The sequence below is a fragment of the Bacillus sp. NEAU-242-2 genome (assembly GCF_027853835.1).
In the GTDB taxonomy this organism is placed as follows: domain Bacteria; phylum Bacillota; class Bacilli; order Bacillales; family Bacillaceae; genus Bacillus; species Bacillus velezensis.
In genome coordinates this window covers 1061270-1075491 of sequence record NZ_JAPNNY010000001.1, presented here as the reverse complement: position 1 = coordinate 1075491, position 14222 = coordinate 1061270, and the positions used below count along the sequence as shown (strand labels likewise).

16 protein-coding genes and 1 tRNA gene are annotated in these 14222 nt (G+C 45.8%); 14 read left to right on the top strand and 3 right to left on the bottom strand.

Annotated elements, in window-relative coordinates; translation table 11 throughout:
- Positions 1-5: 5 nt before the first annotated feature.
- Both OWN49_RS04765 and OWN49_RS04760 read right to left on the bottom strand, forming a co-directional pair.
- The gene (locus OWN49_RS04765) at positions 6-473 is read right to left on the bottom strand and encodes a hypothetical protein (protein WP_012117138.1); all 468 of its coding nucleotides are present in this window, start codon (positions 471-473) and stop codon (positions 6-8) included.
- Positions 470-673 carry a helix-turn-helix transcriptional regulator gene (locus OWN49_RS04760; RefSeq protein WP_003155407.1) on the bottom strand — a complete coding sequence of 68 codons (204 nt, stop codon included), beginning with the start codon at positions 671-673 and terminating at the stop codon, positions 470-472. The genes OWN49_RS04765 and OWN49_RS04760 overlap by 4 nt, the downstream gene beginning before the upstream one ends.
- Positions 674-861: 188 nt before the next feature.
- On the opposite strand from OWN49_RS04760, the gene OWN49_RS04755 reads away from it, so the two are divergent.
- Positions 862-935 (top strand) — tRNA-Gly (locus tag OWN49_RS04755).
- A gap of 89 nt (positions 936-1024) precedes the next feature.
- On the opposite strand, the gene OWN49_RS04750 is transcribed toward OWN49_RS04755, so the two are convergent.
- Positions 1025-1648 (bottom strand): hypothetical protein, encoded by a 624-nt coding sequence (locus OWN49_RS04750; protein WP_077721977.1) that lies wholly within the window; start codon positions 1646-1648, stop codon positions 1025-1027.
- Between the two features lie 84 nt (positions 1649-1732).
- Between OWN49_RS04750 and queG the strand changes: the two genes are divergently transcribed.
- The 13 genes from queG to OWN49_RS04685 all read left to right on the top strand — a co-directional run bounded on the left by queG (position 1733) and on the right by OWN49_RS04685 (position 14146).
- On the top strand, positions 1733-2893 hold the full coding sequence (queG, locus tag OWN49_RS04745) for a tRNA epoxyqueuosine(34) reductase QueG (protein WP_176283212.1): 1161 nt from the start codon (positions 1733-1735) through the stop codon (positions 2891-2893).
- Positions 2894-2967: 74 nt separating this feature from the next.
- Positions 2968-3879 (top strand): amidase domain-containing protein, encoded by a 912-nt coding sequence (locus tag OWN49_RS04740; protein ID WP_094296108.1) that lies wholly within the window; start codon positions 2968-2970, stop codon positions 3877-3879.
- Between the two features lie 36 nt (positions 3880-3915).
- Positions 3916-4398, top strand: coding sequence for a tRNA (uridine(34)/cytosine(34)/5-carboxymethylaminomethyluridine(34)-2'-O)-methyltransferase TrmL (gene trmL, locus OWN49_RS04735; protein WP_007610253.1), 483 nt, complete (start codon positions 3916-3918; stop codon positions 4396-4398).
- A gap of 136 nt (positions 4399-4534) precedes the next feature.
- Complete coding sequence (locus tag OWN49_RS04730; RefSeq protein ID WP_077721979.1) at positions 4535-5167, top strand: YhbD family protein; 633 nt, start codon at positions 4535-4537, stop codon at positions 5165-5167.
- Positions 5158-5871 carry a polymer-forming cytoskeletal protein gene (locus OWN49_RS04725; protein WP_229153921.1) on the top strand — a complete coding sequence of 238 codons (714 nt, stop codon included), beginning with the start codon at positions 5158-5160 and terminating at the stop codon, positions 5869-5871. Before OWN49_RS04730 ends, OWN49_RS04725 begins: the two co-directional genes overlap by 10 nt.
- Before the next feature lie 11 nt (positions 5872-5882).
- A complete protein-coding gene (locus tag OWN49_RS04720) occupies positions 5883-6593 on the top strand; it encodes a hypothetical protein (protein WP_077721981.1) in 711 nt (236 codons plus the stop codon).
- Positions 6594-6951: 358 nt separating this feature from the next.
- Positions 6952-8847, top strand: coding sequence for a serine/threonine protein kinase PrkA (gene prkA, locus OWN49_RS04715; protein WP_077721982.1), 1896 nt, complete (start codon positions 6952-6954; stop codon positions 8845-8847).
- A gap of 190 nt (positions 8848-9037) precedes the next feature.
- Positions 9038-10216, top strand: a complete 1179-nt coding sequence (gene yhbH, locus OWN49_RS04710) for a sporulation protein YhbH (protein WP_166705989.1) — start codon at positions 9038-9040, stop codon at positions 10214-10216.
- 185 nt (positions 10217-10401) lie between these two features.
- Positions 10402-10866, top strand: coding sequence for a MarR family transcriptional regulator (locus OWN49_RS04705; protein WP_003155389.1), 465 nt, complete (start codon positions 10402-10404; stop codon positions 10864-10866).
- Positions 10867-10902: 36 nt separating this feature from the next.
- Entirely contained in the window at positions 10903-11568 is a 666-nt protein-coding gene (locus OWN49_RS04700; RefSeq protein ID WP_007610259.1) for an HlyD family secretion protein, read from the top strand.
- 40 nt (positions 11569-11608) lie between these two features.
- Positions 11609-13204: an MFS transporter gene (locus OWN49_RS04695; RefSeq protein WP_003155387.1), complete on the top strand. Its 1596-nt coding sequence runs from the start codon at positions 11609-11611 to the stop codon at positions 13202-13204.
- Between the two features lie 24 nt (positions 13205-13228).
- Positions 13229-13762, top strand: coding sequence for an NAD(P)H-dependent oxidoreductase (locus OWN49_RS04690; protein ID WP_003155386.1), 534 nt, complete (start codon positions 13229-13231; stop codon positions 13760-13762).
- A 12-nt stretch (positions 13763-13774) separates the two neighbouring features.
- A complete protein-coding gene (locus tag OWN49_RS04685; RefSeq protein ID WP_003155385.1) occupies positions 13775-14146 on the top strand; it encodes a hypothetical protein in 372 nt (123 codons plus the stop codon).
- The last annotated feature ends 76 nt before the right edge of the window (positions 14147-14222 follow it).

Here is a 14222-nt window from a genome sequence, read left to right as displayed (position 1 = left end):
ATCTGTCATGAACCGGAGTTTTTGCCGTGCTTATGAAATGTGAAAACATAAGCCAAATGCTGAATCATCATCAGAATGAAAATCAAAAGAATCGGAAAAAAGGGAAGATGCGGCTGAATCAGCGGATAAAACAAAAGCAGAACGGCTGCGGCCGGCAATGAGAAGTAAACGGCAATATACGAGGAACGGCAAGCTTTAGCCGTCATCATTCGTTCTCTTTCATCCTGTTCCTCAAATTCATCGGGCACAAGCCTGTGCTTTTTGCCGTTTCGTTTTTTCTTTTCGGCATAGATATACAATGCGGCACAAACGGTAAACAGCAGAAACGGAGTGATATTCAGCTCAAATGAACCGCTCCCCTCCGTTTGGAAAAACTGAGCGATCCGCGGTGCCGCTTCCATAAAGGAAATAAGCGTCCAGCAGGCCAATCCGTAGAGTGCAAGGTGAAAACACGCTTTTCTTTTCAAACTCATTTTTTCTCCTCCTCCAGCCAGAAAACTTCCTCCATCGGCAGTGAGAAAGCCCGGCAGATGTTAAGCGCCAATAAGAGTGAAGGCACATAATCTCCTTTTTCAATCGCTGCAATCGTCTGTCTGGTGGCTCCGGCTTCTTTTCCGAGCGTTTCCTGAGAATAGCCGAATCTGGCTCTCAGCTCTTTTACTTTATTTTTCATCATCAGGGCGTACCTCAAGTTTTCTTCTTTTTTATATTGTATGAGATTCTTAACAAAATGTAAACCTGACTTAACATGTGGACAAAAAAAGAATTTTTTTCGACAAATTTTTTAACATTCCCTTGACGAAAAAAAAATATACATGTAATATTAGAAACATCAAATCGGTACTGACAAAAAACTTTGATGCGGGTGTAGTTTAGTGGTAAAACCTCAGCCTTCCAAGCTGATGTCGTGAGTTCGATTCTCATCACCCGCTCCATACATACGTTATTAACGCAGTGTTTCGTTTCTCTGATAAACGAAGTATTGCGTTTTTTTATGTGAAAAAAGACACGAAGGCGTGTCTTTTTATGAAAGCCAAGAGACGGTATGCGTGCCTCCGTGAATTTGTTCAAACATTTTGGTTAAAGATGATAGCAGCTCATCCGCCGCGTCGGCATGAAATGAAGGCGGGAAAAAGATCAGCTGCAGCATTTTCTTTGTGCCGGTTGTTACAGGGCGGGTATTGAGATGTCCGGTAAGGCCGCCGAAAATGCCACCAGAGTCGGAAAAAGCAAGTACGTGTTCTTTTTCTCCGATTGTAATCGAAATCGGTTCATCTATTTCTGCGGCGTCATACGCCATGATAGGCAATGAATATTTCAAGGAGAAAAAAAGTATGGTATCATGGGCTGAATTCACACTTTCAATGAATCGTTCCCGGGAAATATCGCCGAGCATAAGCTCCATCGGCGTTTTTTGTCCTGAAAAGGCGGGACTGAGCTGTTCCATTATACGCGCCCACTCTTTAACAAAAGGCTGCTCATCTATACCGCCGTCAGCATAATCAAAGTAAAGAGATTCTTGAAATAAACGGAGGCGGCCTTTCAGCATTTGCGGAGCGGGCCCGACTTCGATCTGTTCATATAAGACGGCTGCCGCTTTGATCCCCGGCACCCGTTCAGCAATAAGTGGATCTAAACTGATGTTCAAGTGTGTTCACTCCATTTCGGGATGATAAAACTCTATTATACCCGTGCGGGAGCCTGATCACAAAGAAAGGAGGCTGTGCAAAAAATGAATATTCATAAACTGAAAGAGGAATTAATCGAATACGCCAAAAGCATCGGAGTTGACAAAATAGGGTTTACGACGGCTGATACGTTCGACAGTCTGCGGGACCGGCTGATTCTTCAGGAATCACTCGGCTATTTATCCGGTTTTGAAGAGCCGGATATTGAAAAACGGGTTACTCCGTCTTTGCTTCTCCCGAAAGCCAAATCAATCGTCGCCATCGCCCTTGCTTATCCTTCCAAAATGAAAGATGCGCCGAGGAGCACGAGAGACGGGCGGCGCGGCATTTTTTGCAGAGCTTCCTGGGGGAAGGATTATCATGATGTGCTGCGGGAAAAGCTTGATCTGCTGGAAAATTTTCTCCAAAGCAAACATGAGGATATCCGCACAAAGTCAATGGTGGATACAGGAGAATTGTCCGACAGGGCCGTGGCTGAACGGGCGGGAATCGGCTTCAGCGCCAAAAACTGCATGATCACCACGCCTGAATACGGTTCTTACGTCTATCTGGCTGAAATGATCACCAATCTGCCCTTTGAACCGGATGTGCCGATTGAAGATATGTGCGGTACGTGCACAAAATGTCTAGACGCTTGTCCGACCGGCGCACTCGTCAATCCCGGACAGCTTAACGCCCAGCGCTGTATTTCGTTCCTGACCCAGACAAAGGGATTTTTGCCGGATGAGTTCCGCACGAAAATCGGAAACCGTCTGTATGGCTGTGACACGTGCCAGACGGTCTGTCCGATTAATAAGGGGAAAGATTTTCATCTTCATCCGCAGATGGAGCCTGATCCGGAAATCGCAAAGCCGCTGTTAAAGCCGCTTTTGACCATAAGCAACCGCGAATTCAAAGAAAAATTCGGACATGTATCGGGATCATGGCGCGGCAAGAAGCCGATACAGCGGAATGCGATTTTAGCTTTGGCTCATTTTAAAGATGCCTCGTCTCTTCCGGAATTAACGGTCTTGATGCACCAAGATCCGCGCCCCGTCATCAGGGGTACGGCCGCCTGGGCCATCGGGAAAATCGGTGATCCTGATTATGCGGAGGAATTAGAAAAAGCGCTTCAAAAGGAGCAGGATGAGGACGCCATACGGGAAATTGAAAAGGGACTGGAGCTGTTATCGGTTTCTGAGAAGACTAAAACCGGCCGGTCCTGACATATGTATAGAGAAAAAGCACTTGGCCGGAGTTCAAGTGTTTTTTCTTTATAAAATCGTATGGGGTGGAGCGCTTGAAGCATATTATTGAAGATTTAGCGGAGGCCCGGCTTCATTATTTAATCAACGGAACCGAGATGAGGCAGAATGGGCAGGCCGGCGATCTTGAGGTCCTGACGAGAAAAAAAGAGCTGTTTGAAAAACGGAAAGTTGATATCGTGAAGGCGAAGGCAAAAGCCGTCATTGTCAAAAGCAGTCTTGAGGACGACGGCACGTTATGTGTCATGTACACGATTCATTTCGAATATTTGTGCAAGGAGCATGACGGACACCTTTACTTAGAAGAGCAGATTGAGGAACGGATTGCATTTCTCTATGATGAGCTTTTGATTAAAGACCGGGAAGTAAAGAAAAAACCGGCTGGATTTTCTGACGGAAACAGCGTAATTGAATATGAGCGGAGTGAACGGGAAGATTTCGGGCGGGCGTTTCAATACGACCGTCTGGCTGCCGTGCAGTACGCGGAGAAGTTTTGGAATAAACGAAATCCCGCTTATAAAAATTTCAGCGATAATTGCACCAATTTTATTTCCCAATGTTTACATGCCGGAAAAGCACCGATGCGGGGGCATCCGAACAGAGGCTCAGGCTGGTGGATGAAGGCAAGCTCGTGGAGCTACAGCTGGACGGTCGCGCATTCGATGAAGATGTATCTGGCCCAATCCAAGGCAGGGCTCCGCGCATTGCAAGTATCAAGAGCTGAAGAACTGATGCCCGGAGATATCATTTGCTATGATTTTGAAGGAGACGGCCGTTTTAATCATACGGCGATCGTGGTCGCAAAAGATAAAAGCAATATGCCGCTCGTCAATGCCCAAACGTATGACAGCAGAATGAGATATTGGTCATATGAGGATTCAACGGCGTATACTCCTTCCATCAGATATGCGTTTTTTCATATTACGGATGATACGACAAAAGAGTAATTAATGATATAATGGTGGGCGGAATAAAAAACAGAGGTGAACATCGTGGCATTACATGTCGTTTTATATCAACCCGAAATCCCGGCCAATACGGGAAATATTGCACGTACTTGTGCGGCAACAGACACAACGCTTCATTTGATCCGCCCGCTCGGATTCTCAACCGATGATAAAATGCTGAAGCGCGCCGGACTCGATTATTGGGAGTTCGTCAACGTCGTATATCATGATTCATTGGAAGAATTATTTGAGGCATATGAGAACGGAAAGTTTTTCTTCATTACAAAATTCGGCCAAAAGCCGCACACATCATTTGATTACTCAAATACGGAGGAAGACTTTTTCTTCGTATTCGGCAGAGAAACGAGCGGACTTCCGAAAGAATTGATCGAAAACAATATGGACCGCTGCCTGCGTCTGCCGATGACCGAGCATGTGAGATCATTAAACCTGTCCAACACGGCCGCGATTCTTGTATATGAAGCGCTGCGCCAGCAAAATTACAGAGATTTGACGTGAGAAAAAACGCCCGCATCCGGGCGTTTTTTTATTGAATAAAAAGACGGGCAGCAGCGGTTCACGGCATTTTTATATTTTCAGCCTTAACAACGTAACAGTGTTATGTTACAATACATTCATCGAAGGAGCTGGATTCATGGAGGAACAACTGATTTCTAAAAAAGATTTGCTGGAAGAAACATCAATTTCATACGGGCAGCTGTACCGGTGGAAACGGAAAAATTTAATTCCTGAAGAATGGTTTATCCGAAAATCGACGTTTACAGGCCAGGAAACATTTTTTCCGAGGGCGGAAATATTAAAACGCATCTCAAAAATACAGAAAATGAAAGAAAATCTGTCTCTGGATGAAATGAGAGAAATGCTGTCTCCGCAAATGACTGATGTCAATATAACGTCTGCGGAACTGCTTCAAAAGGGACTGATTTCAAAAGCCGCGCTGCAAGTTTATGGCGAAGACGGCGTGACATTCACGTCCCGCGCGCTGCTGTCTTTATATGTGCTTGAAGGGCTTTTGCAATCGGGCAATATCAGCCTTGAGGAAGGAAAATTGGCAGCAGGGGTGCTGAAAACGTATGAGGCTTCCGAGCTGAAAGCGAATACGGAGCTTGTCATGCTCCGAAAGCTTGGCGTAACGACGTGCTTCATCGCAGACGCGGAACATATTTTGTTTGAACCGACTGTCAAAGTGGTTGAACGGGTGGCGCTTGCTGCGGCATCGGAAGAATTAAAAACGAAATGGATGCAGGAGGACCATCAATGGAAGTAACAGATAAATTAATCATTAACGGTTCGGGAAGTTCAAAAGGAGGCCGTTTTCATACAGTGGAGATCAACGGAAGCGGCACGGTGTCAGGTGATGTGGAGTGCACGAGCCTTTTGTTTAACGGCAGCGGAAAAACAGACGGACATGTCAAGACGCAAACGCTGACGATCAGCGGTTCGGGGAAAATTTCCGGCAGCGCCGAAGCTGAATCCATCCGTATCAACGGAACGGGTGTCATTAAAGGTGATGTCAAAACGGAGCGGCTGAACGTCGCGGGATTTTCATCTTTCGGCGGCGGTGTGAAAGCTGATGATATTTTCATATCCGGGAAAGCCGGGATTGAAGGCGATTGCGAGACAGAGACGTTCCGTTCGGAAGGCAAATGCAAGATCGGCGGCCTGCTGAATGCTGATGAAGTCAGTATTAAGCTGGCGGCGGGAGAGAGCCGGGTGAAAGAAATTGGCTGCCGCCATTTGAAAGTGATGAGCAGAAAGAGCGTGCTTACGCGTTTTAAGCTGATGCCGGCCCCGGTGCTGACAGCAGAGCTGATTGAAGGTGACATCATTGAATTGGCGGACACGAACGCGAAGACAGTCCGCGGAAATCATGTGCGGATCGGCGCAGGCTGCACCATTGGGACGGTGGAATACAGCGGCGATTTTGCATGTGATCCTACCGCTTTGGTTAACAAAGTCATGAAACGATAGGAGGAGCTGCGATGGAAACGACAAAAAAATTGAGTCATTTAAAAATGTACGGAGCCGGACACGCCTCCGGCGGTTCCTACCAAAATGTAAGCATTAAAGGGGAAGGAACTGTCGGCGAAGGACTTCAAAGCGAATGCTGCCGGATATTCGGCACGGGACTTTTTCTCGGAGATGCCGAGATCAACAGGCTGAAAATTTTCGGAGAGCATGAAGTTGCAGGAGATTTATCAGCACATTCAGCAAATGTGATCGGCACATTGAAAGTCGGCGGCTCCATGCGTTTCGCCAGAATGAGGCTGAAAGGACTTGCTGAAATTGGCGGCGGGGCCGCGGGAGAGCAGTGTCACATAAAAGGCAGTCTCACCGTCGGCGGCGATTGCGAGACGGAGCTGCTTCATGTAACAGGATGTATCAATGTGGCGGGATTGTTAAACGCAGGGGACGTAAACATCCATTTGCGTTATGACCGAAGCCGTGTGAAAGAAATCGGCGGCACATCGATCACCGTCAGACGGAAACCCGGTTTTCTTAAACGGAAAGCCGGCATGCTTTCTGCTGAATTGATCGAAGGAGACGCAATTTACCTCGAATACACGGAAGCGGACATTGTCAGAGGGAAGCGTGTGGAAATCGGCCCGGGGTGCAAAATCGGAAAAATCGAGTATCAAACAAGCTGCAAGTCTCATGAAAAATCAACTGTCCAAGAACATATTCAAATATGAAACATTGTTATGTTGTACAGGAAAGGGTGCTCTCCATAAAGAGCACCCTTTTGCCGTTATTTGTTTTCAGGTTTGCTGTCGTAACCCGCCGTAAAAATGGATACTAAAAAAGTGAGAATGACCCCAAGTAAAATGATCGTTTTCATCATGTCTCCTCCTCTTTGCTTTTCCATTTGATGTCCGAGTCTGGATGAAACTGTATTTATTTCATTATGAACGGTGCACCGGACCCTTGTCAATGACGGCCTTATCACGTCTTTATTTTTAAGAAACGAAAAGCATGTATTATCACGTCACCGCATAGATTGTAACAAAGTACCTTATTTCTAGTGCATTAACCATGATAGAGGAGGTTCTTATGGATATATTAAAGAAAATTGAAAAGTACAGAGAGGAAGAGCAGCGTCTCAAATGGGAAGGGACGTTCGCTGATTATTTGGAGATCATAAAAGAAAATCCATTGGTCGCGCAGTCTGCTCATTCTCGCGTTTTTAATATGATAAAAGACAGCGGAATCGAAGAGGGTGACGGGAAAAAGACATACAGCTTTTTCTCGAGGGAGCTGTTCGGCCTTGAGGAATCTCTGGAACGGCTCGTGGAGGAATACTTTCACCCGGCTGCCAAGCGGCTCGATGTAAGAAAAAGGATTTTACTATTGATGGGACCCGTCAGCGGCGGAAAGTCAACTCTTGTCACCATGCTGAAAAAAGGGCTTGAAGCCTACTCATTGACAGACAACGGCGCTGTTTACGCCATTAAAGGCTGCCCGATGCATGAAGATCCTCTCCATCTCATTCCCCATCATCTGCGCGACGACTTCTACAGAGAATACGGCATCAGAATTGAGGGCAGCCTTTCTCCGCTTAATGTCATGCGGCTTGAAGAAGAATACGGCGGCAGAATTGAGGATGTAAAGGTTGAACGTATATTCTTCTCGGAGGATAAACGTACCGGAATCGGTACCTTCAGCCCGTCTGATCCGAAATCACAGGATATCGCCGACTTGACGGGGAGCATTGATTTTTCGACGATTGCCGAATACGGCTCGGAATCAGATCCGCGCGCTTATCGGTTTGACGGTGAATTAAATAAAGCGAACCGCGGAATGATGGAGTTTCAGGAAATGCTGAAATGCGATGAAAAATTTCTGTGGCACCTTCTGTCACTCACGCAGGAAGGGAATTTCAAAGCCGGACGGTTTGCGCTCATCTCCGCCGACGAATTGATTGTTGCGCATACGAACGAAACGGAGTACCGCTCGTTTATTGCCAATAAGAAAAATGAAGCCCTTCACTCCAGGATCATCGTGATGCCTGTTCCTTATAATTTAAAGGTGTCAGAGGAAGAACGGATTTATGAAAAAATGATTTCTGAAAGTGATGTTTCTGACGTACACATCGCCCCCCATACATTAAAAGTGGCCGCGATGTTTTCTATTTTGACCCGGCTGAAGGAACCGAACCGCTCTGATATTGATCTCGTCAAAAAAATGAGACTTTATGACGGAGAAAGCGTTGAAGGTTACAATTCCGTTGATCTGGAGGATATGAAGAAGGAATTCCATGATGAAGGAATGAGCGGAATTGACCCGCGCTATGTCATCAACCGCATTTCCTCAACGATTATCAGAAAAAATATGGAATCCATCAATTCGCTTGACGTGCTGCGTTCCTTAAAAGAAGGACTCGACCAGCATCCGTCCATCTCCGCCGAGGACAAAGAGCGGTATATGAATTTTATTTCCGCCGCCAGGAAAGAGTACGATGACATCGCCAAAAAGGAAGTGCAGAAGGCGTTCGTCTATTCATATGAAGAATCCGCGAAAACTCTTATGGACAATTATTTAGATAATGTGGAAGCGTACTGCAATAAAAATAAGCTTCGCGATCCGCTGACGGGTGAAGAAATGAATCCTGACGAAAAACTGATGAGATCCATTGAAGAGCAGATCGGCATTTCAGAAAACGCGAAAAAAGCGTTCCGCGAAGAAATCTTAATCCGCATATCCGCCTATGCAAGAAAAGGAAAACGCTTTGACTATAATTCGCACGAAAGACTCCGCGAAGCGATTCAGAAAAAGCTGTTCGCAGACTTAAAAGATGTAGTGAAAATTACGACCTCCACCAAAACGCCGGATGAACAGCAGCTTAAAAAGGTCAATGAGGTAGTGGCAAGGTTAATAGATGAACACGGCTATAATTCGACAAGCGCTAATGAACTGCTGAAGTATGTCGGAAGCTTGTTAAACCGCTGATATTTGATTTCATCGAGAGGCCCGTCTGTAAAAGGACGGGTTCTTTTGTCTGTTTTTCGCAATTGTTTGTCAATTGGAGAGTCCGGCCGGCATAAGATAAAAATAAATCTTTTCGCCGGACTTGTTTCATAAACAGGACCAAGCCGGAATACACATGTAAAACGACCATAACGGTTAAGGAGGGGAATTCATGTCCCGTAATGACAGCGGAAATTTTTTGATTTCAGAGGAAGACTGGTCCCTCCATCGCAAAGGCTTTGACGACCAGCAGCGCCACCAAAAGAAAGTGCAGGAAGCGATAAAAAACAACCTTCCGGATCTTGTCACTGAGGAAAGCATTATTATGTCCAACGGAAAAGATGTCGTGAAAATCCCGATTCGTTCGCTTGATGAATATAAAATCCGTTATAACTATGATAAAAATAAACATGTCGGCCAAGGCGACGGCGACAGCGAAGTCGGCGATGTCGTCGCAAGAGACGGCGCAGATAAAAAGCAGGGCGCCGGAAAAGGCCAGGGAGCAGGCGATCAGGCAGGCGAGGATTATTATGAAGCGGAAGTTTCATTGATGGATCTGGAAGAAGCGCTGTTTCAGGAATTAGAACTGCCGAATCTGCAGCAAAAGGAAAGGGACAATATCGTCCATACCGATATCGAGTTCAATGATATCCGGAAAACCGGGCTGACAGGGAATATCGATAAGAAAAGGACGATGCTGTCGGCCTATAAACGAAACGCTATGACAGGCAAGCCGTCGTTTTACCCTATTTATCCGGAAGATCTGAAATACAAAACATGGAATGATGTGACGAAGCCGGAATCGAAAGCTGTCGTTTTAGCCATGATGGATACAAGCGGTTCGATGGGCGTATGGGAAAAGTATATGGCGAGGAGCTTCTTTTTTTGGATGACACGATTTTTACGGACAAAGTATGAAACGGTTGATATCGAATTTATCGCCCACCATACGGAAGCGAAGGTTGTGTCGGAAGAAGATTTTTTCTCGAAAGGCGAGAGCGGGGGCACCATCTGTTCCTCCGTTTACCGGAAGTCTCTTGAATTAATTGATGAAAAATATGACCCCGCCCGCTACAACATCTATCCGTTTCATTTTTCAGACGGAGATAATCTGACTTCGGATAACGCCCGGTGCGTAAAGCTCGTCAATGACATCATGAAAAAATCGAATCTGTTCTGTTACGGTGAGGTCAATCAATATAACAGGCATTCCACCCTTATGTCCGCCTATAAAAATGTCAAAGATGATAAATTTAAATACTACATCCTGAAACAGAAATCGGACGTATTTCAAGCGCTGAAAAGCTTTTTTAAAAATGAGGAAGCCGATGTAAGCAAAGCATCGTATTAAATATAAAGCCGAGTGAAGAATCGTGCGGCGCGGTTCTTTACCCGGCTTTTTTAAATTAAAAATAAAGAGAAAAACCGGCATAAAAAAAATCCTTAAAAAATGAAACTTTTCTCTTTACAAACCTTCTTTCATTTATTAATATTTTATCTTGTGAACTATTATTAAGGGAATGAGGTGAAAATACGGTGATTGAATCAGAGCTCGCTTTGCTCAGTTTTGAACAACTGTTTGATACTTCCAGATCGATTTACAAAAAGCAGAAAATGATTCTGGAGACAGTGCTTGAACCTTTTGATATTACAGTGCTGCAGTATCTGCTGATGTTCAAAATACATAAGAGCAAAAGCACGCAGCTTTCAAGGCTGGCTTTGTCGCTTGATCTGAAACCGGCGTCTGTCACGAGAATGACCGATATTCTGTATAAGCGCCGCCTAATGGTTCGGAGCGACTATCACGACGACCGGCGTGTTGTTATGATTCAGTTAACCGAAGAGGGGGAAGAACTTCTAAAGAAAGCTGCTGTTCAATATGCCGAAAAAGCGGCGGTCTTATACCGGCAGCTCAATACCGCTGAACTGCAGTACCTGCGCAAGCTTGCGGAAAGTTTAACGAAGCTTGCAAACGGCTGTGCAGTGAAAAACGGAAAATAAAAAAATCCCCACATATTTTTATCATCATTCCACAAAATGATAGAGGAAGAAACGAAAGGAGAAAACAAAATGAACAGAGGACGTTTAATTCTGACCAACATTATCGGTTTGATTGTTGTTCTTGCAATTATAGGCGGAGGTGCTTACTACTATTATCAAAGCACACACTATGTAAAAACCGATGAAGCGAAAGTTGCCGGCGACATGGCTGCTATCACAGCTCCTGCTGCGGGTAAAGTAACTGACTGGAACCTTGATGAGGGGAAAGAAGTAAGCAAAAACGACGTTGTTGCAAAAATTAAAGGACAGCAAAATGCTGACGTAAAAGCCATCATGGATGGAACAATCGTGAAAAACGAAGTGAAAAACGGCCAAATGGTGCAAGCCGGTACGACAATTGCCCAGGAAATTGACATGAAACACCTTTACATCACTGCAAACATTAAAGAAACAGACATTAGAGACATTGAAGTAGGAAACAAAGTAGACGTAATTGTTGACGGCGATCCTAATACAACATTTGACGGAACAGTAGAAGAAATCGGTTATGCGACAAATTCAACATTTGATATGCTGCCTTCTTCAAACTCAAGCGGCAACTACACTAAAGTAACGCAAAAAGTTCCTGTTAAAATTTCACTCAGCAACCCATCTGACAAGGTGCTTCCTGGTATGAACGCATCTGTAAAAATCTCTGAATAATACAGATCAGTCATCAAACCATGAAGGGAGGTTGTCTTAGGTGGCTAAATCAGATAATCAAGTAAAAAGTCCTAAAACATTGCTTATTGTGCTTATGGCCGGATTATTCCTGGCGATCTTGAACCAAACGCTTCTTAACGTGGCGATGCCGCACTTAATGACCGAGTTCGGTGTGAGTGCGACGACGATTCAGTGGCTTACGACCGGATACATGCTGGTCAACGGTGTTTTGATTCCGTTATCTGCGTTCTTAATTACCCGGTTCGGACAGAGAAGCCTCTTTCTCGTAGCCATGTTCTGTTTTACAGCGGGAACGTTAGTCTGCGGAATCGCGCCTAACTTCTCAACCATGCTGATCGGCCGGTTAATTCAGGCGGTCGGCGGCGGTATCCTGCAGCCGCTGGTCATGACAACCATTCTGCTTATCTTCCCGCCTGAAAGCAGGGGGAAAGGAATGGGGATTTTCGGTCTTGCGATGATGTTTGCTCCGGCGGTCGGACCGACTCTATCCGGCTGGATCATCGAGCATTACACATGGCGCATTATGTTCTACGGCCTTGTTCCGATCGGGGCAATCGTTATTATCATAGCGTTTTTCCTCTTTAAGAACTTGGTGGAACCGCAAAAAATCAAACTCGACAGCTTGGGTGCGATTCTATCTATTGTCGGATTCGCCTCATTGCTTTACGGAGTCAGTGAAGCGGGCAGCGACGGCTGGGGAGATCCGATCGTGCTGTCTACCGTCATTGTCGGTGTCATCGCGATTGCCGCGTTTGTCATTCAGCAATTGCGCTCTGAAAAACCGATGCTCGACTTCCGGGTATTTAAATATGATATTTTCTCACTTTCCAGTGTCATTAATATCATTATTACCGTTGCGCTTTACACAGGAATGTTCCTGCTTCCGATTTACCTGCAGAACTTAGTCGGCTTTACGGCGCTGCAATCGGGTCTCTTGCTATTGCCGGGCGCGATTGTCATGCTGATCATGTCGCCGATTTCCGGTATTCTGTTTGACAAAATCGGTCCGAGACCGCTTGCGATTATCGGGCTGGTCATCACGGTCGCAACGACATTCCAGTACACAAAATTGACAATTGACACACCTTACACGCACATTATGCTTGTCTATGCCATCCGCGCATTCGGTATGTCACTGTTAATGATGCCTGTTATGACAGCCGGAATGAACCAGCTTCCGGCACGGTTGAACAGCCACGGCACGGCGATGAGCAACACGCTCCGCCAGATCAGCGGATCAATCGGAACAAGTTTGATCACAACGATTTATACGAACCGTACGACAATGCATTATTCGCAGATTGCGGATAAAACAAGCACGGCTGATCCAAGCTTCATGCAGTCGTTCCAAAGCGCGGTTTCTAATTTAATGGTCAACATGAACATGTCGCTTGATGCGGCGAAACAAACCGTTTATTCATATCTCTACAAAACAGCTTCACTTAATTCCAACGTTATGGGGATTAATGACGCGTTTATGTGGGCGACGATCTTTGCGGTTATCGGCGTAGTCCTGAGCCTGTTCTTGCGTGACGTACGGAAAGACAAACAGCGGGCGAAGAAAAAAGAGGAGCTGTCATTGCTTCCGGCCCCTAAAGAAGTGAAGGAATCTTAATCATCTGAATGGGAGGTTTCCTGAATGAAAATTTACGTAGTGTACGATAGTGAAGGCGAACACACAAAACACCTTGCTGAAGCCATTGCCGAAGGAGCACGAGAAAACGCTGAGGCTGAAGTCCTGATCGACCATGTCGATCAAGCAGACATCCGCAAGCTGAAAGACATGGATGCCATTATCTGGGGATGCCCGGGACACTTTGGCACCATCAGTTCAGGCTTAAAAGCGTGGATCGACAGACTCGGCTATCTGTGGGCTGAAGGCGAGCTGATTGATAAAGTCGGCGCTGTATTCTGTACGACGGCGACAACACACGGCGGATTAGAAATGACAATGCACAATCTGATCACTCCTATGTTTCACCAAGGCATGATTGTTGTCGGTCTTCCCGGCAACGTTCCTGAAAACGCGCTGTACGGCTCTTACTACGGCGCAGGCGTCACATGCCCGGTTGACAGCGATGTGCTGATGACGGAAGAAGGCCTTCAATTAGGCCGTGCGCTTGGCAGACGTGTCAGCCAGGTCACTGGTAATCTAACTGCCGGACGACAGTAAGGAGAGGGTTATATGGCCATTATTATAGCGGTTATTGCTGCTGTCATTGTGATTGCACTTCTTATCACATTCAATGTCCGCAGCACTTCTGCAGGACAGGATGTCAAAGAAGAAAAGAGAGAAGCGATCGGCACTACAGCCGAACAGCCGGAAAAGCATGATCCGGCCGAGGAGCGCTCAGCCGAGCATGCTCCCGTCGTTGTAAAATCTGAATCTCCCCGTGAGAAAAAGAATACAATGGGCGATGATGTGTACCGTCAGGCGCTTCAGAAGTTTAAGACTTCTGAGACGGATCAGGAACCAAACGATCCTGATAGCGGCGGCAAAATGCAGGATAGCAGCTATCGTGATGCGCTGCTCTCCTTAAAAAACAAAAAGAAGTAATTGAAAAGGCAAATCCGCGTAAGAGCGGATTTGTCTTTTTTTTATTGAAGATATTGTAATACATGATGATCTAGTG

What these genes read in the sequence shown, in the direction of transcription:
- OWN49_RS04765 (WP_012117138.1), bottom strand. Translation starts at nt 473, where the DNA reads ATGAGTTTGAAAAGAAAAGCGTGTTTTCACCTTGCACTCTACGGATTG.
- OWN49_RS04760 (WP_003155407.1), bottom strand. Translation starts at nt 673, where the DNA reads ATGAAAAATAAAGTAAAAGAGCTGAGAGCCAGATTCGGCTATTCTCAG.
- queG (WP_176283212.1), top strand. Translation starts at nt 1,733, where the DNA reads ATGAATATTCATAAACTGAAAGAGGAATTAATCGAATACGCCAAAAGC.
- OWN49_RS04730 (WP_077721979.1), top strand. Translation starts at nt 4,535, where the DNA reads ATGGAGGAACAACTGATTTCTAAAAAAGATTTGCTGGAAGAAACATCA.
- OWN49_RS04725 (WP_229153921.1), top strand. Translation starts at nt 5,158, where the DNA reads ATGGAAGTAACAGATAAATTAATCATTAACGGTTCGGGAAGTTCAAAA.
- OWN49_RS04720 (WP_077721981.1), top strand. Translation starts at nt 5,883, where the DNA reads ATGGAAACGACAAAAAAATTGAGTCATTTAAAAATGTACGGAGCCGGA.
- prkA (WP_077721982.1), top strand. Translation starts at nt 6,952, where the DNA reads ATGGATATATTAAAGAAAATTGAAAAGTACAGAGAGGAAGAGCAGCGT.
- yhbH (WP_166705989.1), top strand. Translation starts at nt 9,038, where the DNA reads ATGTCCCGTAATGACAGCGGAAATTTTTTGATTTCAGAGGAAGACTGG.
- OWN49_RS04700 (WP_007610259.1), top strand. Translation starts at nt 10,903, where the DNA reads ATGATAGAGGAAGAAACGAAAGGAGAAAACAAAATGAACAGAGGACGT.
- OWN49_RS04690 (WP_003155386.1), top strand. Translation starts at nt 13,229, where the DNA reads ATGAAAATTTACGTAGTGTACGATAGTGAAGGCGAACACACAAAACAC.
- OWN49_RS04685 (WP_003155385.1), top strand. Translation starts at nt 13,775, where the DNA reads ATGGCCATTATTATAGCGGTTATTGCTGCTGTCATTGTGATTGCACTT.